At 51.1% G+C, this 21,633-nt stretch carries 22 protein-coding genes, 1 other RNA gene and 1 pseudogene; 9 read left to right on the top strand and 15 right to left on the bottom strand.

The window, feature by feature from the left end:
- Window positions 1-32: 32 nt before the first annotated feature.
- Window positions 33-1,802 carry a gamma-glutamyltransferase gene (gene ggt / locus ACTHSX_RS02475; protein WP_440376716.1) on the bottom strand — a complete coding sequence of 590 codons (1,770 nt, stop codon included), beginning with the start codon at window positions 1,800-1,802 and terminating at the stop codon, window positions 33-35.
- A gap of 482 nt (window positions 1,803-2,284) precedes the next feature.
- On the opposite strand from ggt, the gene gnd reads away from it, so the two are divergent.
- A complete protein-coding gene (gene gnd, locus ACTHSX_RS02470) occupies window positions 2,285-3,733 on the top strand; it encodes a decarboxylating NADP(+)-dependent phosphogluconate dehydrogenase (RefSeq protein ID WP_440376715.1) in 1,449 nt (482 codons plus the stop codon).
- A gap of 195 nt (window positions 3,734-3,928) precedes the next feature.
- Here the strand turns inward: gnd and ACTHSX_RS02465 are convergent, their stop codons facing one another.
- Window positions 3,929-4,879 (bottom strand): D-2-hydroxyacid dehydrogenase, encoded by a 951-nt coding sequence (locus ACTHSX_RS02465; RefSeq protein WP_440376714.1) that lies wholly within the window; start codon window positions 4,877-4,879, stop codon window positions 3,929-3,931.
- 128 nt (window positions 4,880-5,007) lie between these two features.
- Here ACTHSX_RS02465 and ACTHSX_RS02460 point away from each other — a divergent pair, with 128 nt between their 5' ends.
- Both ACTHSX_RS02460 and dinG read left to right on the top strand, forming a co-directional pair.
- On the top strand, window positions 5,008-5,226 hold the full coding sequence (locus ACTHSX_RS02460; protein WP_070826381.1) for a DUF2061 domain-containing protein: 219 nt from the start codon (window positions 5,008-5,010) through the stop codon (window positions 5,224-5,226).
- 164 nt (window positions 5,227-5,390) lie between these two features.
- The gene (gene dinG, locus ACTHSX_RS02455; RefSeq protein ID WP_440376713.1) at window positions 5,391-7,541 is read left to right on the top strand and encodes an ATP-dependent DNA helicase DinG; all 2,151 of its coding nucleotides are present in this window, start codon (window positions 5,391-5,393) and stop codon (window positions 7,539-7,541) included.
- A 69-nt stretch (window positions 7,542-7,610) separates the two neighbouring features.
- Here the strand turns inward: dinG and ACTHSX_RS02450 are convergent, their stop codons facing one another.
- Window positions 7,611-8,066 (bottom strand): GNAT family N-acetyltransferase, encoded by a 456-nt coding sequence (locus ACTHSX_RS02450; RefSeq protein WP_440376712.1) that lies wholly within the window; start codon window positions 8,064-8,066, stop codon window positions 7,611-7,613.
- A 167-nt stretch (window positions 8,067-8,233) separates the two neighbouring features.
- Between ACTHSX_RS02450 and ACTHSX_RS02445 the strand changes: the two genes are divergently transcribed.
- Window positions 8,234-8,500: a DUF3079 domain-containing protein gene (locus tag ACTHSX_RS02445; protein ID WP_003686685.1), complete on the top strand. Its 267-nt coding sequence runs from the start codon at window positions 8,234-8,236 to the stop codon at window positions 8,498-8,500.
- Window positions 8,501-8,581: 81 nt separating this feature from the next.
- On the opposite strand, the gene ACTHSX_RS02440 is transcribed toward ACTHSX_RS02445, so the two are convergent.
- Window positions 8,582-9,064, bottom strand: a complete 483-nt coding sequence (locus tag ACTHSX_RS02440; RefSeq protein ID WP_440376711.1) for a dihydrofolate reductase — start codon at window positions 9,062-9,064, stop codon at window positions 8,582-8,584.
- 197 nt (window positions 9,065-9,261) lie between these two features.
- Here ACTHSX_RS02440 and ACTHSX_RS02435 point away from each other — a divergent pair, with 197 nt between their 5' ends.
- Window positions 9,262-10,059 (top strand): factor H-binding protein, encoded by a 798-nt coding sequence (locus tag ACTHSX_RS02435; RefSeq protein WP_440376920.1) that lies wholly within the window; start codon window positions 9,262-9,264, stop codon window positions 10,057-10,059.
- An 88-nt stretch (window positions 10,060-10,147) separates the two neighbouring features.
- Here ACTHSX_RS02435 and asd read toward each other — a convergent pair whose 3' ends face one another.
- Window positions 10,148-11,263 (bottom strand): aspartate-semialdehyde dehydrogenase, encoded by a 1,116-nt coding sequence (gene asd / locus ACTHSX_RS02430; protein WP_295847217.1) that lies wholly within the window; start codon window positions 11,261-11,263, stop codon window positions 10,148-10,150.
- A gap of 242 nt (window positions 11,264-11,505) precedes the next feature.
- On the opposite strand from asd, the gene ACTHSX_RS02425 reads away from it, so the two are divergent.
- Together ACTHSX_RS02425 and mltA are read left to right on the top strand one after the other, a co-directional pair.
- Window positions 11,506-12,078 (top strand): RDD family protein, encoded by a 573-nt coding sequence (locus tag ACTHSX_RS02425; RefSeq protein ID WP_440376710.1) that lies wholly within the window; start codon window positions 11,506-11,508, stop codon window positions 12,076-12,078.
- A gap of 89 nt (window positions 12,079-12,167) precedes the next feature.
- The gene (gene mltA / locus ACTHSX_RS02420) at window positions 12,168-13,490 is read left to right on the top strand and encodes a murein transglycosylase A (RefSeq protein WP_440376919.1); all 1,323 of its coding nucleotides are present in this window, start codon (window positions 12,168-12,170) and stop codon (window positions 13,488-13,490) included.
- 107 nt (window positions 13,491-13,597) lie between these two features.
- Here the strand turns inward: mltA and rnpB are convergent.
- From rnpB to ACTHSX_RS02385, 7 genes are all read right to left on the bottom strand, one after another.
- Window positions 13,598-13,959, bottom strand: an RNA gene (rnpB, locus tag ACTHSX_RS02415) — RNase P RNA component class A.
- A gap of 53 nt (window positions 13,960-14,012) precedes the next feature.
- Window positions 14,013-14,723 carry a hypothetical protein gene (locus tag ACTHSX_RS02410; protein ID WP_440376709.1) on the bottom strand — a complete coding sequence of 237 codons (711 nt, stop codon included), beginning with the start codon at window positions 14,721-14,723 and terminating at the stop codon, window positions 14,013-14,015.
- A gap of 54 nt (window positions 14,724-14,777) precedes the next feature.
- On the bottom strand, window positions 14,778-15,011 hold the full coding sequence (locus tag ACTHSX_RS02405; protein WP_440376708.1) for a methionine-binding protein: 234 nt from the start codon (window positions 15,009-15,011) through the stop codon (window positions 14,778-14,780).
- Window positions 15,012-15,024: 13 nt separating this feature from the next.
- Entirely contained in the window at window positions 15,025-15,609 is a 585-nt protein-coding gene (gene ruvA / locus ACTHSX_RS02400; protein WP_440376707.1) for a Holliday junction branch migration protein RuvA, read from the bottom strand.
- 98 nt (window positions 15,610-15,707) lie between these two features.
- Window positions 15,708-16,427 (bottom strand): septal ring lytic transglycosylase RlpA family protein, encoded by a 720-nt coding sequence (locus ACTHSX_RS02395; protein ID WP_440376706.1) that lies wholly within the window; start codon window positions 16,425-16,427, stop codon window positions 15,708-15,710.
- 48 nt (window positions 16,428-16,475) lie between these two features.
- The gene (trmL, locus tag ACTHSX_RS02390; protein ID WP_440376705.1) at window positions 16,476-16,940 is read right to left on the bottom strand and encodes a tRNA (uridine(34)/cytosine(34)/5-carboxymethylaminomethyluridine(34)-2'-O)-methyltransferase TrmL; all 465 of its coding nucleotides are present in this window, start codon (window positions 16,938-16,940) and stop codon (window positions 16,476-16,478) included.
- A gap of 64 nt (window positions 16,941-17,004) precedes the next feature.
- Complete coding sequence (locus tag ACTHSX_RS02385) at window positions 17,005-17,721, bottom strand: ComF family protein (protein WP_440376704.1); 717 nt, start codon at window positions 17,719-17,721, stop codon at window positions 17,005-17,007.
- On the opposite strand from ACTHSX_RS02385, the gene bioH reads away from it, so the two are divergent.
- Both bioH and ACTHSX_RS02375 read left to right on the top strand, forming a co-directional pair.
- Window positions 17,720-18,466, top strand: coding sequence for a pimeloyl-ACP methyl ester esterase BioH (bioH, locus tag ACTHSX_RS02380; RefSeq protein ID WP_308882017.1), 747 nt, complete (start codon window positions 17,720-17,722; stop codon window positions 18,464-18,466). The genes ACTHSX_RS02385 and bioH overlap by 2 nt on opposite strands.
- A gap of 55 nt (window positions 18,467-18,521) precedes the next feature.
- Complete coding sequence (locus tag ACTHSX_RS02375) at window positions 18,522-19,328, top strand: methyltransferase (RefSeq protein WP_440376703.1); 807 nt, start codon at window positions 18,522-18,524, stop codon at window positions 19,326-19,328.
- A gap of 65 nt (window positions 19,329-19,393) precedes the next feature.
- Here the strand turns inward: ACTHSX_RS02375 and ACTHSX_RS02370 are convergent, their stop codons facing one another.
- The 3 genes and pseudogenes from ACTHSX_RS02370 to ACTHSX_RS02360 form a co-directional block, all read right to left on the bottom strand.
- Window positions 19,394-19,642, bottom strand: a complete 249-nt coding sequence (locus ACTHSX_RS02370) for a BolA family protein (protein WP_003686612.1) — start codon at window positions 19,640-19,642, stop codon at window positions 19,394-19,396.
- Window positions 19,643-19,767: 125 nt separating this feature from the next.
- Complete coding sequence (locus ACTHSX_RS02365) at window positions 19,768-20,097, bottom strand: FKBP-type peptidyl-prolyl cis-trans isomerase (RefSeq protein ID WP_440376918.1); 330 nt, start codon at window positions 20,095-20,097, stop codon at window positions 19,768-19,770.
- 139 nt (window positions 20,098-20,236) lie between these two features.
- A pseudogene (locus ACTHSX_RS02360) lies at window positions 20,237-21,412 on the bottom strand (cytochrome-c peroxidase).
- Window positions 21,413-21,633: the final 221 nt, after the last annotated feature.

The following is a 21,633-nucleotide window of genomic DNA, read 5'->3' as shown; positions in this document are numbered from 1 at the left end:
TCAGACGGCCTTTGCATGTCAAACCGATAAAATCAATCGCCCATGACTTTGCCTTCGCGGCGCGGGTCGGCACCGCCGAGCAAACCGTCTTTGCCGATCACAATGCCTTGTACGCCGGAATTCAAATCGCGGATTTGGACTTTGTAGCCCAGTTTTTCCAACGCTGCTGCTTTGTCCGCCGCTGCGGTTTTTTCCTCGATTTCATATTGGCTGCCGCGATTGAGCATATTTGGTAGGGAGATTGCCGCCTGAATGTCCATGCCCCAGTCGATATGCGCCACCAGCGTTTTGGCGACGAAACCGATGATGCGGCTGCCGCCGGGCGAACCGACCGCTAGATAAGGCTTGCCGTCTTTCATCACGATGGTCGGCGCCATCGAAGAACGCGGCCGCTTGCCGCCCGCCACGCTGTTGGCAACGGTTTTACCGTCCGCGCCGACAGGATTGAAAGCGAAATCAGTCAATTCATTATTGAGCAGATAGCCGTTTGCCATCAGCCCCGAGCCGAACGCGTTTTCAATCGAAGTCGTCATCGACACGACGTTGCCGTCTTTATCCACAACCACCAAATGGCTGGTGGACGGCAGCTCGACCGCCATACCCTGCGCGTATGCCTTGCCGAACTTGCCTGCCTGAATGGTTTCCAACGCCTTGTCAGCCTTGTAGATTTCTTCGGCACGCGGTTTCAAATAAGCCTGAGAAATCATGGCGCGGGTCGGAACGTTCACAAACGCAGGATCGCCGACATAATAATCGCGGTCGGCAAACGCAATCCGCGACGCATCGCCTATCCAGCGCCAACTGTGGATATTTTCCGCACCCAACGCCTTCATATCCTGATTCTGCAATACGCCCAAAATCTCGCCCAAAGCGATGGCACCGGAACTTGGCGCGCCCATGCCGCAAACTTCATATTCACGATACGGCGCACAAACCGGCTTACGTTCGATAACGCGGTAGTTTTTCAAATCCGCCATACTGATTTTGCCGGGATTATCCACAGCACCGATAACGGCACGGACAATATTCTGCGCCTGCATTCCCTGATAGAACGGCGCACTGCCTTTTTCCGCCAACAGGCGTACGGAACGCGCAAATTCAGGGTTTTTCAACACCGTTCCCGCAGCCAAAGGCTTGCCATCAGGCAGGAAATAGGCGGCGGTTTGCGGATAACGTTGCAAAGGTTCCAAATTTTGCTCGATGGATTTCGCCATACGCGGAGAAACGGCAAAACCTTGTTCTGCCAAAGTAATCGGTTTCTCAAACAAACTTACCCACGGCAATTTGCCGTAACGCTTATGGACATCTTCCAGCAGCTTCGGAATCCCCGGCACACCGACCGAACGGCCGCCGACCACCGCTTTCATAAAGCCCATCGGTTTGCCGTTTTCATCCAAAAAAAGCTCTGGTGTTGCTGCTTTCGGCGCCGTTTCTCGGGCATCAAACGTCGTCAGCTTTTTCGCCTTATTGTCCCAATACACCAAAAACGCGCCGCCGCCCAAACCGGAAGACTGCGGCTCAACCAATCCCAAAGTTGTCTGCATGGCAATCATCGCATCTATCGCACTGCCGCCGCGTTTCAAAATCTCGTATCCTGCCTCAGTCGCCAACGGATTGGCAGACGCCGCCATATAATGCTTGGCGCGGATTAATTTCTGTTCCGTCAGCCCTGTTCCTTGCTCCGGCGCATGGTTGTCCACAGATACGGAGGGCAGGGCAACTTGAGGCTTTTGAACCGACTGTTGCGCACAAGCGGCCAAAATCAAAACGGATAACAAATTAATACTAAAGGAAAACTTCATATGCACACCCTTATTGACATATTTTCAGACGGCCTTTTCCCTGCTTAAATAAAAGGAAATATGAAAATAGTTTGAAATAAAAAACCATTTGACTATTTCTCTAGTCAATCAGTTCCAATTGGAAAAGTATAAAACAAGCTAAGATTGTGCACAGGCAAAAAGTTACCCACAGAATGAAGCAGCAGAAAAATTTTACCCACATCTGCAAACAAGGCCGACCATACTTTATCCTCATCAAAAAATATCAGCTAAGTATTTGAAAAAGTTTTGTAATAAAACTTGTCAACAAGCTTGGGCAGCACTCAATATCATCCTCTATTTATTATTTAAAATCTAATTTATAGTTTGTTTTCCCAAAGGCAAAGGCCGTCTGAAACGTAAAGGCATCTTTTCAAAAAATTTAAAAGTTAAGGATTGTTAAAAAGTTGTAAATCAGCTAGAGTTACGCTTGATAAATTTAATCAATAACGGAGTTTCACCAAATGAAAGGCGACATTGGCGTAATCGGCCTTGCCGTGATGGGGCAAAACCTGATTCTCAACATGAACGACAACGGCTTTAAAGTTGTTGCATACAACCGGACGACTAGCAAAGTAGATGATTTTTTAAACGGCGTAGCCAAAAATACCAATATTATCGGCGCATATTCACTGCAAGATCTGGTTGATAAATTAGAGAAACCACGCAAAATCATGATGATGGTACGCGCTGGTTCTGTTGTTGACGATTTTATCGAGCAACTCGTTCCGCTTTTGGACGAAGGCGACATCATTATTGACGGCGGCAATGCCAACTATCCTGATTCCACCCGCCGTACACACGAGCTAGCGGCAAAAGGCATCCGCTTTATCGGTGCCGGCGTATCCGGTGGCGAAGAAGGCGCGCGTCACGGCCCTTCTATCATGCCTGGTGGCGACGAAGCCGCATGGCCTGCCGTTAAGCCGATTTTCCAAGCCATCTCCGCCAAAACGCCTCAAGGCGAGCCTTGCTGCGACTGGGTCGGCCGTGATGGTGCGGGCCACTTCGTCAAAATGGTGCACAACGGTATCGAATACGGCGATATGCAGCTGATTTGTGAAGCGTACCAATTCATGAAAGACGGTTTGGGCCTGTCTTATGAAGAAATGCACCAAATCTTCAACGAGTGGAACAAAACCGAACTGGATTCTTATTTGGTTGAAATTACCGCCGCGATTTTGGGTTACAGAGATGAAAACGGCGAACCTTTGGTCGAAAAAATCCTTGATACCGCAGGTCAAAAAGGCACAGGCAAATGGACCGGCATCAATGCTCTCGATTTGGGTATCCCGTTGACCCTGATTTCCGAAGCCGTATTTGCACGTTGCGTGTCTGCATTTAAAGACCAACGCGCCCAAGCAAACAGCCTATTTGGCAAAACCATTACCCCGATTGAAGGCGACAAAGCCGCATGGGTGGATGCTTTGCGCCAAGCCCTGTTGGCATCCAAAATCATTTCTTATGCACAAGGCTTTATGCTGATCCGCGAAGCCAGTGAAAATAACGATTGGGCATTGAATTACGGCAATACTGCCCTCTTGTGGCGCGAAGGCTGTATCATCCGCAGCGCGTTCTTGGGCAACATCCGCGACGCATACGAAGCCAATCCTGATTTGGTCTTCTTGGGTTCCGATCCTTATTTCAAAGGCGTGTTGGAAACCTGTCTGCCTGCATGGCGTAAAGTAGTTGCCAAAGCGATTGAGTGCGGTATTCCAATGCCTTGCATGGCTTCCGCCATTACCTTCCTTGACGGCTACACTTCCGAGCGTCTGCCGGCCAACCTGCTGCAAGCGCAACGCGACTACTTCGGCGCGCACACTTACGAGCGTACCGACAAACCGCGCGGCGAGTTCTTCCATACCAACTGGACAGGCAAGGGCGGTGATACCGCTTCAACCACATACGATATTTAATTTGCCTGGGCAAACAAAAGGCCGTCTGAGTATTTCAGACGGCCTTTTTATAGGGTTATCCACAATGAAGAATGAAACGATTGAAAGCATTTAATAGATAACTTTATGAAATAAATAAAGATTAATAAAGGCCGTCTGAATATTTCAGACGGCCTTTAAAATTGTTCACAACCTTATCAACAGGTTTTCCATAGATTAAACCAGATTTTGCGGATTGCCGGCCACGAAGCGGTTGATGTTGTCCAAAAGGATGTCAAACAGACGGTTGGCGGCCTCTTGGCTTGCCCATGCAATGTGTGGTGTGACGATGAGGTTGGGCAGTCGGGCTTTCAGCAGAGGATTGCCGTCGCGTGGCGGCTCTTGTGTCAACACGTCAAAACCTGCCCCGCCGATTTGGCCGTATTTCAACGCCGCAACCAAAGCGGCTTCATCAACCAAGCCGCCGCGCCCGCAGTTGATGAGGATGGCGCCGGGTTTCATTTGCTGCAATTCGGCTTCGCCTATCATATTGGTCGTTTGTGGCGTGAGTGGGCAATTAAGCGACACGACATCGGCGGAGCGGATGGCTTCCTCAAAGGAAATATAGCCGTCGCGGACGCTTTGGGCATTTTTATGTTCGGCGAACACGACATTCATTTTGAAAGCCTGAGCATAAGTTGCCAGCGTTTTACCGATATTGCCTTGACCGAAAATCGCCAGCGTTTTGCCGTTTAAATCGCGCATCGGTGCGCCGAGATGGCAGAAAAACGGCGAGTTTTCCCACAAGCCTGCCGCAACGTCGCGCTGGTAGGTAGGCAGGTTGCGCATCAGGGTAATCATCATCATAAACGCGTGTTCCGCCACGGATTCATTGCCGTAAGCGCGGATATTGCATACTGCCGTGCCGTTTTGTTTGGCAGCTTCAACGTCCACATTGTTGACGCCTGTCGCCGTAACGGCAATCAGCTTGAGTTGTGGATTTTCGGCAAATGCTTGGGCGGAAATCACGACTTTGTTGGTAATTACAATGTCCGCGCCGCGGATACGCTCCAGCGTTTCGTGTGCTTCGGTTGTGCCGTAGCTGCTCAATGTATGTGGAAAATCAAAGTCAAACGGGCGGTTGACGAGGGTATCGCGGTCGAGGACGACAATATGGAGCGGGTTCATAAAATTCCTATCAAAAATAAAATATCGATTTATAAAATCTAAATTAGGATAAAGGATTTAAAATATACGCGTTAGTTGATAATCATTATTATGTAACGATTAAAACATCAATGTATCAGGAAAACAGCATGATTAAAACCATTACATTTGCTATTTTGCATTTCAGCGTCGCATTTAGTGTCGCCTATATTTTGACCGGCAGTATCGGCGTTTCCAGCGCGGTCGCTTTGGTCGAACCCATCGTCAATACCGTCGTCTTTTATTTTCATGAAAAAGCGTGGAACCGCTACGAGAAAAACAAATCCGAAAAGCAAAAATTGTGGGTGCCTCTGCATCAGTGCGGCTAAAGTTTCAGACGGCCTTTTGCTTAATTAAAACCGATTATGCCTTTGCGGTTTGTCTATCGCCATAAAAATGCCAAACCCTAAAATAGAGTAAGACTTTACGAAGGCTTCATGAAGGTAAAAATGCTAAAATACGCTATTCTTGCAAACCCATTCAGACGGCCTCAATGCTCACCGATTTAGAAAAAAACGCCATCCGCGACCATTACCAAAACGTCGGCAAAAACCTGCCCGGTTTCCGTCCGCGCGCTTCGCAGCGGGAAATGATTGCGGCGATTGCCAACGCTTTTTCGCGGACGTTGACGCGTGAAGAAGGCGAAGAAGCGCCTAAACGCGAGGGCGAGAGCATTGCCGTAATTGAAGGGCCAACCGGCGTGGGTAAATCGTTGGCCTATCTTTTGGCCGGCGGCATCATGGCGCAAACGCGCGGCAAACGGTTGATCGTCAGCAGTGCGACGGTGGCTTTGCAGGAGCAGTTGGTTGACCGCGATTTGCCGTTTCTGGTCGAAAAAAGCGGTTTGGAGCTGACCTTTGCGCTTGCCAAAGGGCGCGGCCGTTATCTTTGTCCGTACAAACTCTATCAACTGACGCAAAACAACGCCCAGCAAAACCTGCTTGGTTTTGAAGCGCCGGAAGTGTTGTGGGACAGCAAACCCAAGCCGGAAGAATTGAACCTGCTGCGCGACATTGCCGATGAATTTTCCGCCCGCCGTTTTAATGGCGACCGCGACGCTTGGCCGGAAAAAATCGATGACGCGATTTGGCTCAAAGTGACCAACGACCGCCACGGCTGCCTGAAATCCGCCTGTCCCAACCGTGCGGAATGTCCGTTTTACCTGGCGCGCGATGTCTTGGAAACCGTCGATGTCGTCGTTGCCAACCACGATCTTCTGCTTGCCGACATCAGCATGGGCGGCGGCGTGATTCTGCCTGCGCCCGAAAACAGTTTCTATTGCATAGACGAAGCGCACCACCTGCCCAAAAAAGCCCTCAGCCGCTTTGCCGCCGAACATTCATGGAATATTGCCGTTTGGACGCTGGAAAAACTGCCGCAGCTGACCGGCAAAATTGCCGCGCTTACCGATAAAGCCGAACTTGCCAACCTTGCCGACGAAGCTGCCACATCTTTGCTCGACAGTTTGCACGAATGGCAGTTCCATTTGGCGGAAGAGCCGTCTTTAAGTCTGGGGTCGTCTGAAAATGACAAGCGGAAACACAACGAACCGACTTGGTTGTGGGAAGACGGCAAAATCCCCGAAGGCCTGGAAACCACAGTTTCCAATACAGCCATTGCTGCGCGCAGCCTGCTCAAGCACGTTGTCGGCTTGAACGATGCGCTTTCTGCCGCGCGCCGCGAAAAAGAACAGGACGGCGCGCTCCTCGACCGCCTGACCAGCGAGTTCGGCCTTTTTATTGCCCGTATCGAACAAATCAGCGCGGTTTGGGATTTACTCTCCATTGTTCCCATTGAAGGCGAAGAGCCGTTGGCGAAATGGATAACTCGCCGTGCCGACGACAAAAACGACTATATTTTCAACGCCAGCCCCATCAGCAGCGCATCCCACCTTGCTAACAGCTTGTGGCGGCGTGCGGCAGGCGCGGTGTTGACTTCGGCCACCCTGCAATCGCTCGGCAGCTTCAACCTGATTTTGCGCCAAACCGGCCTGCTGTGGCTGCCCGAAACCACCACGCTTGCATTGGAAAGCCCGTTTAATTTCGATACGCAAGGCGAGCTGTATATTCCGCCCGTACACGCCAGCCCCAAAGACCCTGATGCGCACACGACCGCCATTGTCGAATGGTTGCCGAAGCTGGTTTCGCCGGTTGAAGCCATCGGTACGCTGGTGTTGTTTTCCTCGCGCAAGCAAATGCAGGATGTCGCCTTACGACTGCCTGACGAATACTTGCCGCTTCTGCTTGTACAAGGCGAGTTGCCCAAGACTGTCCTGTTGCAAAGGCACCATCAAGCCATTGCCGAAGGCAAAGCCAGCATTATTTTCGGCCTCGACAGTTTTGCCGAAGGCCTCGACCTGCCCGGCACGGCCTGCGTGCAAGTCATTATTGCCAAGCTGCCGTTTGCCATGCCGGACAATCCTATCGAGAAAACCCAAAACCGTTGGATTGAACAACGTGGCGGCAATCCTTTTATCGAAATCACCGTTCCCGAAGCCAGCATCAAACTGATCCAAGCCGTCGGCCGCCTTATCCGTACCGAACAGGATTACGGCCGCGTGACCATCCTTGACAACCGCGTCAAAACGCAACGCTACGGCCAACAATTATTGGCCTGTCTGCCGCCGTTTAAACGGATAGGGTAGTTGTGGATAATTTAAAAAACAAAGGCCGTCTGAAACCAAATGTTCAGACGGCCTTTTATTTATTTCAAGCTATAAATCCAATTTCATGACGGATACGGTTTCCCCGTTGTGCCAAGTCTGCGTAATTTCTTTCCAGCCGAACTTTTCATACACGGCCTGTACATCCGGCGTATAGAGAAACAGATGCGGCAAACCCAGTTCGCATGCTTTATCCAGACAAAACGAAACCAGCTGCCTGCCTACGCCCAAACCGCGAAATTGCGGCAAAACGAACACATCGCCCAGCCAATATTCGTATTCAGGAAAACACGCCATATCAAACCGTTTCAATGCCGCCGAACCCATCAGCCGCCCTTCGTTATCCACAGCCGCAAACGCCAGCGGCAAATCATCCCCATTGAGGCACTGCGCGTAATACGCACGGATTTTGTCTAGAGACGACCACGGCGCAAAATCGTGCCATTCTTCAAACAGCGCGAGGGATAAAGGCTCGACAAATTCAGGCTTCAGACGGCATATGTTCATATCAGGTCCTCTTGTTGTACCGCGTAGGGATTATTTTTACAGTATAGGCCGTCTGAAAGGTTAACACATCTTAAAAAATCAGCGTAAAACACGATAAACCCGCCGCCAGCCCCATTCAAATCACTTATAATTCTGCCCATACCGCACACAAACAAAAGAAGAACACCATGGCCAAGAAATTTCCCATTTTCCCGAAAAATCCCGAGCGTATCTGCTGGGGTTGCGACAAATACTGCAAAGAAGACGATTTGCAATGCGGCAACGGTTGCGAGCGCATCCAACATCCCATAGAGTTGGACGGCCGCGACTGGTATAAAAAAGGCGACTGGAGCAATTTGTTGAGCGAAGAGCAGCAAATCGAACTTGGACTGAAAGAAGCGCCCAAGCCGGCCAAACCGCATATCAAGCTGCCTTTGAAAAACAAAACGGCTTAAACGGAATGCCGTAAACAAACGAAATAAAAGGCCGTCTGAAACCTGAAAAACAGGGTTTCAGACGGCCTTTGCGTTGTCGGATTATGCCTTCACATAATGTACAAACGCGTATTCGATGCCTTTGGCGGAAACATGGTTTTCCCGAGAGGCTTCTTTCCATGTTTCTGTGGAAAACTCAGGAAAAAACGCATCACCGTCCACATCCAAACCGACTTCGGTCAAACGCAAATCCGTGGCAATCGGCAAAGCTTGTGCATAAATTTGCGCGCCGCCCATGATGATGACTTCTTCAGCCCCTTGACACAAAGCCAGCGCATCTTCCAAAGAGGCCGTCGTTTGCGCGCCTTCGGCCTGATAATCTTGGCGGGTAATGACGATATTTTGACGGCCGGGCAGCGGCTTGCGCGGCAGCGACTCCCATGTTTTGCGGCCCATAATAACGGGTTTGCCGGTGGTGTAGGATTTGAAAAAGGCAAAATCCTCGGGCAAATGCCAAGGCATGGTGTTGTTGATGCCGATACAGCGGCGGGCGGCGTAGGCGGCGATAAGGGTGATTTTCGGCATGATGAAATCCGTTTGCAAAATAAAATGATTATAGCGGAAGGGAGGCTGGATGGACTGAATGCCCGATATTTTAAAAATGTTTCAATATTTATAAAATCAATATTCAAAATAATTAATTTTGACAAAAATCATTTATTGTTCATTTTTTTAGGTATATGATAAATATCATATCAAATAAAAAAGGAAAGGAAAAAATGATGAGAACCCTCCGTATTTCTGCTTTGACTGCTTCCCTGTCTTTGATGCTGGCTGCCTGCGGCGGCGCAACAAGCGGCTTGTCGAATGCCGTGACCGAGCCGCTCAATCCGCATCCGAAAGGCGTGCTGTCCGTTGAATTGAACGAATCCGTCCCTGAAAACGGTACGTTGGAGCTGACGGCCAACGGTAAAACGCAAACCTTGCAAAAAGGCGGAAAACTTGATACCGGCTTTTTGAAAACCGATAAAGTATCCTCTTACGACTACGCCCAAAAAATCAAGGTAAACGGCCAAGTCATCACTTTGGAAACGGGCGACTTCCAAGTGTATAAACAAAATTATTCCACTGTTGCCACGCGTTACGCCAAACAAAAAGCCGATGACGCAGGCAAGCTGCAAAACCTCGATACATACACATTCACCGTCGGCGAAGTCCAAGGTGATGAAACCGCTTACCGCAATTTGCCCAAACAAGGCAGCTATCAGTATTCAGGTATCGCGTTTAACGGCGACGACCGCAGCGGCCGTCTGAAATACACCGTCGATTTCGATAAAAAACAAGGTTACGGCAAAATCAGCAGCATGGCTTCCCACAATAATGTCGACCTGCTTGCCGCAGGTATTGCCAATAACAATGGCAAAGCCGCCATCAGCGGTAAAACCAGTTTGAACGGTATCGAAAACGGCCGTTACGATTTGAAACTCTTCGGCCCGCAGGCTGAAGAAATTGCCGGTAAGGCGCAAATTAAAGTTGGCGATTCCACCAAAGAAATTGGTTTGGCTGGTAAGAAAGAATAGGAAAAAGGCCGTCTGAAAGGTTCAGACGGCCTTGTTGTGACAAAAAAAGCAACGGCCCAAACCGTTGCTTTTTTCATGCCAACCTAAATTACAGGCTGCCCAAGATAATGCGCAATACGCGGCGCAACGGTTCGGCAGCGCCCCACAAGAGTTGGTCGCCGACAGTGAACGCGCTGATGTATTCGCCGCCCATGCCCAGTTTGCGGATGCGTCCGACAGGAACAGACAGCGTGCCGGTAACTTTGGCAGGAGTCAGCTCGTGGATGCTGGCTTCTTTTTCGTTAGGGATGACTTTCACCCAGTCGTTTGCACCTGCCAAGATGGCTTCGATTTCAGAAACAGGCAGGTCTTTTTTCAGCTTCAGGGTGAGGGCTTGGCTGTGGCAGCGCATAGAGCCGATGCGCACGCACAAGCCGTCGATTACGGTCGGATTGTCGCTGCGGCCGAGGATTTTATTGGTTTCTACGCCGCCCTTCCATTCTTCTTTGGACTGGCCGTTGCCCAGATCCACGTCAATCCACGGAATCAGGCTGCCGGCGAGTGGTACACCGAAGTTGGCTTTCGGATAGTCTTCGCTGCGCAGGAAATCGGACACTTTGCGGTCGATGTCGAGAATCGCGCTGGAAGGATCGGCAAGCTCGTCTGCCACTTTGGCGTGAATCGCGCCCATGCCGCTGATGAGTTCGCGCATGTTTTTCGCACCCGCGCCGGAAGCGGCTTGGTAGGTCATGCTGGTTGCCCATTCAACCAAATCGTTTTGGAACAAACCGCCCAAAGCCATCAACATCAGGGAAACGGTACAGTTGCCGCCGATGTAGTTTTTCACGCCGTTTTTGAGGCCGTTGTCGATGACGTTGCGGTTGACAGGGTCGAGGACGATAATCGCATCGTCTTTCATGCGCAGGGAAGAAGCCGCGTCAACCCAGTAGCCGTTCCAGCCGCTGTCGCGCAGGGGTTGGAAGACGGATTTGGTGTAGTCGCCACCCTGACAGGTAACGATGATGTCCATTTTTGCCAATTCGGCAACATCGTTGGCATCCAACAATGTTTTGGCTGCCTGACCGAAATCAGGGGCAGCGCCGCCGACGTTGGAAGTGGTAAAGAAAAACGCTTCGGGAATATGGGCGAAGTCGTTTTCTTCTTTCATACGCTGCATCAAAACAGAGCCGACCATACCGCGCCAGCCGACAAAACCTACTTTCATGTGCTACTCCTTGAGAAGAAAATCCGGATAAGTTTTATAGTGCATTAACAAAAATCGGAACGGCATCGCCTGCCGCTTTGTTCAGATTTTTGTTAACCCACTATAAAAAAGGGGAAAGCAAACGTTTTAACGCCGTCTGCGGAAAATGTAAAGGTTTTTATCGAAATTTTTTAGAATGATGGAAAAATAGGTTAAGATGGCAATGAAATTGCATCTCATTAAATAGCACAGAGGAAGATGAAATGAGCGAAATCAATTTGTCGGATTTGCCTAAAACGGAAATAGTAGATGTCCATATTGCTTCGCCGGGGGCGAGGGTTGCGGCATATTTGTTGAATAATCTGTTTACTTTTTTGATATGGTTGCCATTCATCATGATGGTAGTTTTCACTTTAGATGAAAGCAAAAAATTAGTTTCGGAATCTTCTCTTTTTAATACCCCTGAATATTTTGCCATAACATTTTTTATTTCTTTGGCTGTTTATTTAGTTTTTGGTATTGTCCAACTGTATTACATGAGCCGGGACGGTCAGTCTTTAGGTAAAAAAATTATGGGCATCCGGGTGTTAAAAAATGACGGGAGCAATCCGGGCTTTGAAGGAACGGTTTTAATCCGCGAAGTTGTCTGGGCGCTTGCTGTTGGTGTTGTGGTAACTATTGTATCGTTGGCAATAAGTGACACGGGTGGAAACCTGATTTCTCTGCTTATAGCCTTCATTAACTTCATCATGCTCTTCTCCGTCAAACGCGACCGCCGCACGCTCTACGATATGCTGGCCGATACGGTTGTCGTCAAATTGCCGCCGCGCCGATAAATGGCTTTTTTGTGTTAAAATCAGCACTTTCCAACATAGGCCGTCTGAAAAATAGCTTTCAGACGGCCTTTCGACACGTTATTGATTCCATGAAAAAACACCTGTACCGCATCACGCTCGTCAGCATTGCCGCAGCCATTCTTGCCGCCTGTCCGAGCAAAAGCATTAAAAATCTTCCCGAAACCGACACCAGCGTTATCAAAGGCCCTGACCGCCCCACCGGTACGCCTGATCCCATTGGTACGACAGTGAGCGGGGGAGGAGCAAACTACACCGTTGTTTCCTACAACGAACTGCCACACTGGAACACCCAACACTTCGCTAAAAGCCTGCAGTCTTTCCGCTTAGGCTGTGAAAAACTCAAAAACCGCCAAGGCTGGCAGGACGTTTGTATCCAAGCCATGCAAACGCCGGCGCACCATTTCCAAGCCAAACACTTTTTCGAGCGCTATTTCACCGCATGGCGCGTTGACAATGGTGGCAATCCTGCCGGCACCATTACCGGCTATTACGAACCGGTCCTGCACGGCGACGACAAGCCCACAAGCCAATCCCGTTTCCCTATTTACGGCATTCCGAACGATTTTGTTTCCGTTCCGCTGGCTGCAAACTTGAGAGGCAGCAAAGCCACCGTCCGCATCCGCCAAACCGGTCAAAACAGCGGCGTCATCGACAATAGCGGCACATACACGGCCGATTTGTCCAGATTCCCGATTACAGCACGCAGTACTGCGCTGAAAGGCCGTTTTGAAGGCAGCCGCTTCGTTCCTTACTACACCCGCAGCCAAATCAACGGCGGTGCGCTTAACGGCAAAGCGCCGATTTTGGGTTACGCAGATGATCCGGTCGAACTTTTCTTTATGCACATTCAAGGTTCAGGCCGTTTGAAAACGCCGTCCGGCAAATACATCCGCGTCGGATTTGCCGATAAAAACGAACATCCGTATGTTTCCATCGGCCGCTATATGGCGGACAAAGGCTATCTGCCGCTGGGTCAGACCAGCATGCAGGGCATCAAGGCCTATATGAAGCAAAACCCCAGCCGCCTTGCCGAAGTTTTGGGACAAAACCCCAGCTACGTCTTTTTCCGCGAACTGACCGGCAGCAGTGATTCCGGCCCGGTGGGCGCATTGGGTACGCCGTTGATGGGCGAATACGCTGGTGCCATCGACCGTCACTACATCACGCTTGGCGCACCATTATTTGTCGCCACTGCCCACCCGACCACCCAAAAAGCCCTCAACCGCCTGATTATGGCGCAAGATACCGGCAGCGCGATTAAAGGCGCGGTCCGTGTGGATTATTTCTGGGGCTATGGCGATGAAGCAGGCGAAGTGGCCGGCAAAATGAAAACCACCGGCTATGTATGGCAGCTTCTGCCCAACGGCATGAAACCGGAATACCGTCCATAAATAGCGGTTTAAAAAAAGGCCGTCTGAAACCAAGATTCAGGTTTCAGACGGCCTTTTTATTTTTATAAAAATGCGGCAGGTTTTTAAAACCTGCCGCGGTATGGGGACATACAGCTCGGACGGTAAGCCGGGTTCTGTCGCGGACAGTCATTCCTCTAGGCACATCATTGCTGGTGTGCTCAAGCAACCTACCCGAACGCTCGGCGAGCAGCGTCATCGCGTTCTGTTTGGTCTTGCTCCGAATGGGGTTTAGCCTGCTGCGCTTTGTTACCAAATGCACGGTGCGCTCTTACCGCACCTTTTCACCCTTACCTGTTTTGCCCGAAGGCAATCATCGGCGGTATTGCTTTCTGTTCCACTTTCCGTCGCGTTGCCGCGCCCGGCCGTTAGCCGGCATTCTGCTCTGTGGAGCCCGGACTTTCCTCCCCGTATGCCTTATGCGATACGCGGCGACTGTCTGTCCGACCTGTATGAGGTGCGGATTATAACACAGCCGCCATAGGGTTCAGACGGCCTAAATATTTATTTTTTCTTTTTAAATGCTATTTCGGTCAAACCCAATTCCTGTGCTTTTTTGCGGACTGCGGATTCGGGCATTTCGCGTGCCAGGCGGCTGGTGCAGTATTCGGTCATGGTGGTGGCGCAGGCTTTGAAGTTGCCGGTAAAGTCGCTGGCGGCACTTAAAAACGGGATGAGGCGGCCGGCCATGATTTCTTCGGCCGGTGCGTCTGTTTGGGCGGATACGCGTCCGGACTCGACCGCCGAGAAAATTTGTTCGGTAAAGCGTCGGGCGAAGTTTTCTTCTGTTTGGCAGTCTTGGAATACGGTGTTTTCGTGTTGGCAGACAAGGGTAACTTCGCCTTGAGCTTCTTGCAGCGGTTCGGCCAAATCGAGTTTGAGGGTTTGCTTGTCGGTTTGCAGCCAGGCGGTGCGACCTTGGGTTTTGATGATTTTGCCGTAAACGCCGATGGCATCGTTTTTGGGGATGTTTTTCTGTTCGGCAAGTTGCTGGGCCGAGAATAAGGGGGCTTGTTCGGCAAATGCGCCGCCGGTTTCGTGTTTGAAGTAGGCAGCGAGGTCTTGTTTGATGAGGGCTTGGGTCAGCAGTTTTTCGCCTTCGGTCAGGCGGTGTGCGAAGCCGTGTGTTTTGGGGGCGGATGCGGCATCCGTGGTGGTCTTGACATCCGGTGTGCAGGCGCTCAGGAGTAAAAGCAAGGGAAGGATGTATTTCATGGTTGGTCTCTCAACAGGCTGTCTGAACATATGGTTTCAAACGGTCAGCGTTGTTTATCGATAACGATAAACCCGGCGCGGATAGACGGGATAAGCCGGATGGTTGTGAACAGGCTGGCTGTCTTGGTAAATGACGGTCGTTCCCGGCGGGGCGTTGATGGTCACGGTTTTGTTGACGGTGGTTTGCGAGTGGACGGGCAGGTCCAAGACGGCGGTGTGACCATACGGAGTCTCGGTATAGACGCACGCGCTCAGCAAGAGGGTGATGCTCAGTGCTAATGCCTTCATGTTTCAGACGGCCTTATTTAAGCAGGTTTTTCAAGGCCAGGCGCACGCCTTCGCCGACTTCCGTACCCTTGGGAATGCCTTTGGTGGCGGCTTTGGCTTCGCGTTCGTTGTAGCCGAGGGCAAGCAGGGTGTTGATGATGTCTTGGCTTTCGTCGGCAACGGCAGCAGGGGCAAACAGGCCGTCTGAAACGGTATGGGATACAAGTTTGCCGCGCAGCTCCAACACCATGCGTTCGGCGGTTTTTTTGCCGATGCCGGGGGCGGAAGAGAGGCGTTTGACGTCTTCTTCGGCAATGGCTTGCGCCAGCTCGTCGGCATTCATGGCCGACAAAATGCCCAATGCGGTTTTGGCACCGATGCCGCTGACTTTGACCAGTTGGCGGAAGGTGGCGCGTTCCTCGACTGAGGCGAAACCAAACAGCAGATGCGCGTCTTCGCGGACGACAAGCTGGGTGTAGAGATGGACAGTTTCGCCAACGGAAGGCAGGTTGTAGAAAGTCTGCATGGAAACGTCGGCTTCATAACCGACGCCGTTGACGTCGATAACGACCTGTGGCGGATTTTTCTCAATCAATTTGCCTGTGAGCCTGCTGATCATGGTGTTCCCCTGTGATTAAAAAAGGCCGTCTGAAACCTTGCAATCGGGTTTCAGACGGCCTTGTATTGTATCAAACTTCAGCGGTAACGCGGACGAAATCAGATGGTGGATGCCAGGTTCAGATGACGGGCGCGTTCGCCTGCTTCGGCGGCACGTTCTTGGCTGCTGAACGGACCCATTTTGACCACATATTCGTAGTTGCGTTTTTCAAGCATGACTTTGCTGTCGGATGGCAGGCTTTGTGCGGCTTGGTTCAAATAAGCCTGTGCTTCGCGTTGGGTACCGAAGGATTTCAAATCAACAAAAAATTCTTTGTTGTTTGGGGAAATAATGGTTTGAGCGGCGGTTTGGCCGGGGATGATTTGCTCAACTTTGACGTTGGCCGTGCCTTGGTTGATGAAACCTAATTGTTGGGCGGCGGCTTTGGAAACATCGATGACGCGGTTGCCGTGGAAAGGGCCGCGGTCGTTGACGCGGACGATGACGCTTTTGCCGTTTTGCATATTGGTCACGCGTGCGTAGCTGGGAATAGGGAGGGTTTTGTGGGCGGCGGAGAAGGCGTTCATATTGTAACGCTCGCCGCTGGAAGTTTTACGGCCGTGGAATTGGTTGCCGTACCATGAGGCTTTGCCGGTTTGGCTGAAAGAGGAAACTTTGGTCAGCGGCGTGTAGCGTTTGCCGGCAACTTTGTAACTGCGGTTGGCAGAAGGATGCAGTTTTTCGACTCGGACCACGCTGTCGGCGACGGCGGCATTGATGGAAAGGACGCCGATGGTGGCGGCGGCTAGGGAAAGGAGGGTTTTTTTAGTAAAAGTCAAAACGGGTTCCGTTCTTGAGTTGATAACGCAGCGGTTTCAGACGGCCTGTTATACGCCGCCGGCAAAACCGTTTTGTCGCCATGCTTCAAACAGAATGACGGCGACGGTATTGGAAAGATTCATGCTCCTGCTGTCGGGCATCATCGGCAGGCGGATTTTTTGTCCGGCAGGCAGGCTGTCGAGAACTTCGGCAGGCAGGCCGCGTGTTTCGGGACCAAACAGCAACACGTCGCCTTTGCGGAAGGAAACTTCGTCGGGGCGGGTGGAGCCTTTGGTGGTCAGCGCGAAAATGCGGCGGCCTTCGAGTGCCTTGAGGCAATCATCGAAATTCTCATGTACCGTCAGTTTGGCAAACTCGTGATAATCCAAACCCGCGCGTTTCATTTTGGACGAATCCAGAGGGAAACCAAGCGGCTTGACCAAGTGCAAATCGGCACCGGTATTGGCGCACAGGCGGATAATATTGCCCGTATTGGGCGGGATTTCGGGTTGGTACAAAACTATGGTAAACATATAAATCAATCACTTATAGAGTGGCATAATGCCGAAATGTTCCATGGGTGTCAAAAACCTTAAGCTATTTTTTCATTGGCGGCCGCGCCAAACTCCAGCAAAAAATCTTACCTGCGCCTGATTTTTTCAGCGTTTTCGCCAATTCGTTTAAAGTCGAGCCGGTGGTAAAGACATCATCAATTAACAGAATATTACACGCCTTCGGCAATTCGGCTTGGATTTTAAATGCATTCTTGATATTTCGCAGACGTTCGTCGCTTTTCAGCGTACTTTGCGGCTCGCCATGCCGTCTGAAAACCGCGTGGCGCGGCAGCAGCGTCCAGCCGTAGCGTTTTGCCAAAATATCCGTCAATGCCTCGCTTTGGTTGAATCCGCGTTTGAGCCGCCGCTCTTTGCTCAAAGGCATGGGCAGGACGAAATCGAAGTGTTCCGTCGCCAACCAGTCCGGTGCGTTTTGGCTCATCAAATCCGCCAAAGGACGGCTCATGCCCAAGTCAGCCAAGTGTTTCAGCTCGCGTATCATGCTGCTGACGGGCGGTTCGTAATACAGCGAGGCCCACATTCTATCAAATGCGGGCGGCTTTTTCTGACAACTGCCGCACACTGCCCCGCCCGCGACATGGCGGAAACACAAAGGGCAGCTTTGTGCCGCGTCGATAAAATATTCCGTCAAATCGTTTGCGCAGCCTCGGCAAAGGCCGTCTGAAACGGAATCGTGGCATAATACGCAACGTCGCGCATTGAGCTGTTTCAAACTGCGCCACCAAGAAAGAACATTCATGCCACACTCCGCCAAAAAAGTTTATCTGATACACGGTTGGGCGGCGAACCGCCATGTATTTGACGATTTGATACCGCGCCTGCCTGCCGATTGGGACGTCCGCGCGCTTGATTTGCCCGGACACGGCGATGCGCCTTTTGCCGAACCGTTTGATATTGCCGCCGTTGCCGAAGCCTTCGCCGGACAAATTGACACGCCGGCACACATTCTCGGCTGGTCGCTGGGCGGATTGGTTGCCCTGTATCTGACCGCGCTTTATCCCGATAAAATCCAATCGCTCTGCCTGACGGCAAGTTTTGCCCGATTGACTGCCGACACGGATTATCCCGAAGGCTTGGCGCAACCTGCCTTGGGCAAGATGGTCGGCGCATTCCAGCAGGATTATGCCAAACATATTAAACAGTTTCTACAACTGCAACTGCTGCACACACCGCATTCAGGCGAAATCTTAAACCGGGTGTTGCCCGATTTGGCGCGCTGCGGCACGCCTTCCGCTTTACAGGCCGCGCTTGAAGCGGTCAACCATGCCGATGCGCGTCCGTTGTTGCCGCTTATTCAAACGCCGTCATTGCTGGTGTTTGGACAGAAAGACGCGATCACGCCGCCGCGCATGGGCGAATATTTGCACCGCCATTTGAGCAATAGCGAGCTGGTCCTTATCGACAAAGCCGCACACGCGCCCTTTTTAAGCCATGCCGACGAATTTGCCGAAATCTACCGCAATTTTGTCGAAAAGGCCGTCTGAAACAGACTTAAACCATAAAAACATTGTCGGGCAAAGCCCGCTGACACGACCCACCATGACCGAACAAGACAAACGCTGGCAAATTCACCGCCATCTCGCCCAAGACACCGACGAGCGCCTGCAGCTGGTCCGCAATGCACCCAAACGCATCATGCTGATTGGTGCCGATGCCGACATCAGCCGCAGCCTGCTGGCCGCGCGTTATCCCGACGCCGTGTTTGAAGAATACGATCCGAATGCCGACTTTTTGAAAACCGCCGCCGCCGCGCGCAAAGGCGGTTTCTGGCAGAAGCTGACCGGCAAAACCATTCCGCAACATTGCCAAGCCCTGACCGCGCCGCTGCCTGAAGCAGCCGCCGATATGCTGTGGGCCAACCTCAGCCTCAGCCGCGCCGACGATATTTTGCCGGTATTGAAAAACTGGGCCACTGCTTTAAAAACCGACGGATTATTGTTTTTCACGCACTTTGGCCGCGACAGCCTGACCGAGCTGACAGGCCGTCTGAACCATGAAGGCATCGAATGCGAAGCGCCCACGTTGATTGATATGCACGACTTGGGCGATATGCTCGCCGACAACGGCTTTTACGATCCGGTAACCGACACGGCCAAGCTTGAGTTGAGCTATAAAAAAGCCGGGACATTTTGGCAGGATATGGAAACCTTGGGATTGTGGAATGCGTTGAAGTTCAGCAATCCGCAAGCGGCCAAGGAATGTGTGGATAAGATTTTTGCCAACGAAGGCCGTCTGAACATCACGCTTGAAACCGTGTACGGCCATGCCGTGAAGAAATTGGTGTTGCCGCAAGGAGAGAACGTGGTGCAGTTTTTCCCGAAAAAACAGATGCAGGCCGGAAGCTGAGGCTGCTTGGGTTTGAATGCAAAAGGCCGTCTGAAGTTTCAGACGGCCTTTTGCTTGATTCCGAATTAAGCCTGTTTGGCCGCCCATTCAGCCGGCGTGGCGGCAACGGAAATCGACAGCGCGTGCAATTCGTTGCTTTCGAGTTGCGGCTTGAGGCCGTCTTTAATCAGGCGGTGGCGGGCGAGGCGGGCTTTGCCTTCAAAGGAGGAGGAAACGATTACGGCGAAGAAGTGATGGCCGTCGCCTTCGACTTCGACGTGTTCGCAAGGGGTAACGCCTTCAATCAGGGTTTTGACTTGTTCGGGTAAAAGCATGAGGGTTCCTTGGGAAATGGTTTGTTTGTAAAACAGGCATTATACCGAATCTTGATAAAAACAGGCCGTCTGAAACCTGAAAAACAGGGTTTCAGACGGCCTCGGTCTTTTGAAGCGTCAAATGCTTATTCGTACACTTTCAGCAGCTCGACTTCAAAAATCAAAGTCGCGTGCGGAGGAATCACGCCGCCGGCACCGTGTGCGCCGTAGCCCATTTCGGAAGGAATGGTCAGCTTGCGTTTGCCGCCTTCTTTCATGCCGCCGAAGCCTTCGTCCCAACCTTTAATCACTTCGCCGACGCCTAGAGTGATGGTCAGCGGTTGACGGCGGTCGAGGCTGGAGTCGAATTTGGTACCGTCTTCCAACCAGCCGGTGTAATGTACGGTGATTTCTTTGCCTTTGACGGCTTCTTTGCCGTGACCTTCTTGCAAGTCTTCAATAATCAGGCTCATGATGTTCCTTTCGGATGTATGGTGAAAATCGGATCAAGATTACCATATTGTGTGGAATCGTGAAACAAAGACGCCCATATGCCCGGCAAAACAAAGGCCGTCTGAAACGAATTTTCAGACGGCCTTTTTGTTGCGCTAAACCTTATTTGTTGTCAGGTCGGGATTTGACATCGGTGGATACAGGCAGCTCAGGCATGGTTCGGGCAGATTCAGGAACATTGCCGGAGAGGGCTTTCAAGAAGGCAACGATGTTTTCAGTTTCTTCCGGAGCCAGAGTTTTACCCAATTGAGCTTTCGCCATGATGTTGACGGCTTTATCCAATTCCCAAACGCTGCCGTTGTGGAAGTATGGATAGGTGCGCTCAACATTTCTCAAGCCGGGAACGCGGAAGAAGAATTCGTCTTCGGCTTTTTTGGTTACGTCCGCACGGCCTTTGTCGTGTTTAGGATCGTCGATGTGTTTCCAGTAAGGACCATCCACCAAACCGAATTTTTGGAACATGGTACCGCCCAAGTTAACGCCGCTGTGACAAGCAATACAGCCGTTGTCCATAAATGCGCGTACGCCTTTGCGTTCTTGTTCGCTCAGGGCAGATACGTTGCCTTTCAGGTAGTCGTCCCAACGGGTCGGGGTCAGCAGGGTACGTTCAAACGCGCCCAATGCGGTGGTGATGTTTTTGAAGGAAACCGCGCCGTCTTCAGGGAATGCGGCTTTGAATTTTTCTTGGTATTCAGGGATACCGGCAATTTTTGCGGCGGCATCGGCTTCGGTAGCGTTGGCCATTTCAACAGGGTTGAGCAATGGGCCGCCGGCTTGTTCTTCCACATCGGCTGCACGGCCGTCCCAGAATTGGCTGCCCAACAAGGCAGCATTCAGAGCAGTTGGGGAGTTACGGCCGCCGAATTGGCTTTTGTGGCCCGCGCTGGTCGGCATGTTGTCTACGCCGGCAGTTGCCAAGTTGTGGCAGGAGTTACAGCTGACAGTGTTGCCTTTGGACAGGCGGTTTTCGTACCAAAGTTGTTGGCCGAGTTTGACCTGTTCTTCGGTAAACGGACGAACTTTTTACATTTCGGCTAAGTCAGGCAAAGGTTTGAACGTAGCTTGCGCGCGTTCCAACAGGGCTTTGTCTTCGTCAGAAACATCGGCAGAATTTTGAGGGGCTGAAACGGCGGCGGTGCTTGCGGCAGCATCGGCAGCGCTTGCGGCAGAAGCAGCTTGAGGAGTTTCGGTTGTTTGAGCCGTTTTCTCGCCGCAGGCGGTCAACGCGGCAGAAACGGCCAAAGCCAGAACGATTTGGTGGAGTTTCAAACGTGGCATAGGAGGTTCCTTTTTTATGCATTTGTTATGTAATGGTTTGCTGGTTGTGACAGCAGTGTTTGAACTATATAAGATGAGTTGCTTTTAATTCTTGCTGTAAATCAATCTTTTATTTTTGATAAATTTTGAAAATATAACAGATAGAGAATTTTATGCGATGAAACTTTTTTATTGTTTTTTTACAAATAGTTAAGGTTTTTAAGGCCGTCTGAAAAAAAACA

Origin of the sequence: Neisseria sp. P0014.S002 (assembly GCF_051958295.1) — a bacterium.
GTDB lineage: Bacteria > Pseudomonadota > Gammaproteobacteria > Burkholderiales > Neisseriaceae > Neisseria > Neisseria flavescens_B.
This window is presented reverse-complemented; position numbering and strand designations above follow the sequence as displayed.

What these genes read in the sequence shown, in the direction of transcription:
- ACTHSX_RS02450 (WP_440376712.1), bottom strand. Translation starts at nt 8,066, where the DNA reads ATGAACATATGCCGTCTGAAGCCTGAATTTGTCGAGCCTTTATCCCTC.
- asd (WP_295847217.1), bottom strand. Translation starts at nt 11,263, where the DNA reads ATGAAAGTAGGTTTTGTCGGCTGGCGCGGTATGGTCGGCTCTGTTTTG.
- bioH (WP_308882017.1), top strand. Translation starts at nt 17,720, where the DNA reads ATGCCACACTCCGCCAAAAAAGTTTATCTGATACACGGTTGGGCGGCG.
- ACTHSX_RS02465 (WP_440376714.1), bottom strand. Translation starts at nt 4,879, where the DNA reads ATGAACCCGCTCCATATTGTCGTCCTCGACCGCGATACCCTCGTCAAC.
- ACTHSX_RS02460 (WP_070826381.1), top strand. Translation starts at nt 5,008, where the DNA reads ATGATTAAAACCATTACATTTGCTATTTTGCATTTCAGCGTCGCATTT.
- ACTHSX_RS02385 (WP_440376704.1), bottom strand. Translation starts at nt 17,721, where the DNA reads ATGAATGTTCTTTCTTGGTGGCGCAGTTTGAAACAGCTCAATGCGCGA.
- ACTHSX_RS02375 (WP_440376703.1), top strand. Translation starts at nt 18,522, where the DNA reads ATGACCGAACAAGACAAACGCTGGCAAATTCACCGCCATCTCGCCCAA.
- ACTHSX_RS02405 (WP_440376708.1), bottom strand. Translation starts at nt 15,011, where the DNA reads ATGAAGGCATTAGCACTGAGCATCACCCTCTTGCTGAGCGCGTGCGTC.
- ACTHSX_RS02370 (WP_003686612.1), bottom strand. Translation starts at nt 19,642, where the DNA reads ATGCTTTTACCCGAACAAGTCAAAACCCTGATTGAAGGCGTTACCCCT.
- ACTHSX_RS02440 (WP_440376711.1), bottom strand. Translation starts at nt 9,064, where the DNA reads ATGCCGAAAATCACCCTTATCGCCGCCTACGCCGCCCGCCGCTGTATC.
- ACTHSX_RS02410 (WP_440376709.1), bottom strand. Translation starts at nt 14,723, where the DNA reads ATGAAATACATCCTTCCCTTGCTTTTACTCCTGAGCGCCTGCACACCG.
- ACTHSX_RS02425 (WP_440376710.1), top strand. Translation starts at nt 11,506, where the DNA reads ATGAGCGAAATCAATTTGTCGGATTTGCCTAAAACGGAAATAGTAGAT.
- gnd (WP_440376715.1), top strand. Translation starts at nt 2,285, where the DNA reads ATGAAAGGCGACATTGGCGTAATCGGCCTTGCCGTGATGGGGCAAAAC.
- mltA (WP_440376919.1), top strand. Translation starts at nt 12,168, where the DNA reads ATGAAAAAACACCTGTACCGCATCACGCTCGTCAGCATTGCCGCAGCC.
- trmL (WP_440376705.1), bottom strand. Translation starts at nt 16,940, where the DNA reads ATGTTTACCATAGTTTTGTACCAACCCGAAATCCCGCCCAATACGGGC.
- dinG (WP_440376713.1), top strand. Translation starts at nt 5,391, where the DNA reads ATGCTCACCGATTTAGAAAAAAACGCCATCCGCGACCATTACCAAAAC.
- ACTHSX_RS02445 (WP_003686685.1), top strand. Translation starts at nt 8,234, where the DNA reads ATGGCCAAGAAATTTCCCATTTTCCCGAAAAATCCCGAGCGTATCTGC.
- ggt (WP_440376716.1), bottom strand. Translation starts at nt 1,802, where the DNA reads ATGAAGTTTTCCTTTAGTATTAATTTGTTATCCGTTTTGATTTTGGCC.
- ACTHSX_RS02435 (WP_440376920.1), top strand. Translation starts at nt 9,262, where the DNA reads ATGAGAACCCTCCGTATTTCTGCTTTGACTGCTTCCCTGTCTTTGATG.
- ruvA (WP_440376707.1), bottom strand. Translation starts at nt 15,609, where the DNA reads ATGATCAGCAGGCTCACAGGCAAATTGATTGAGAAAAATCCGCCACAG.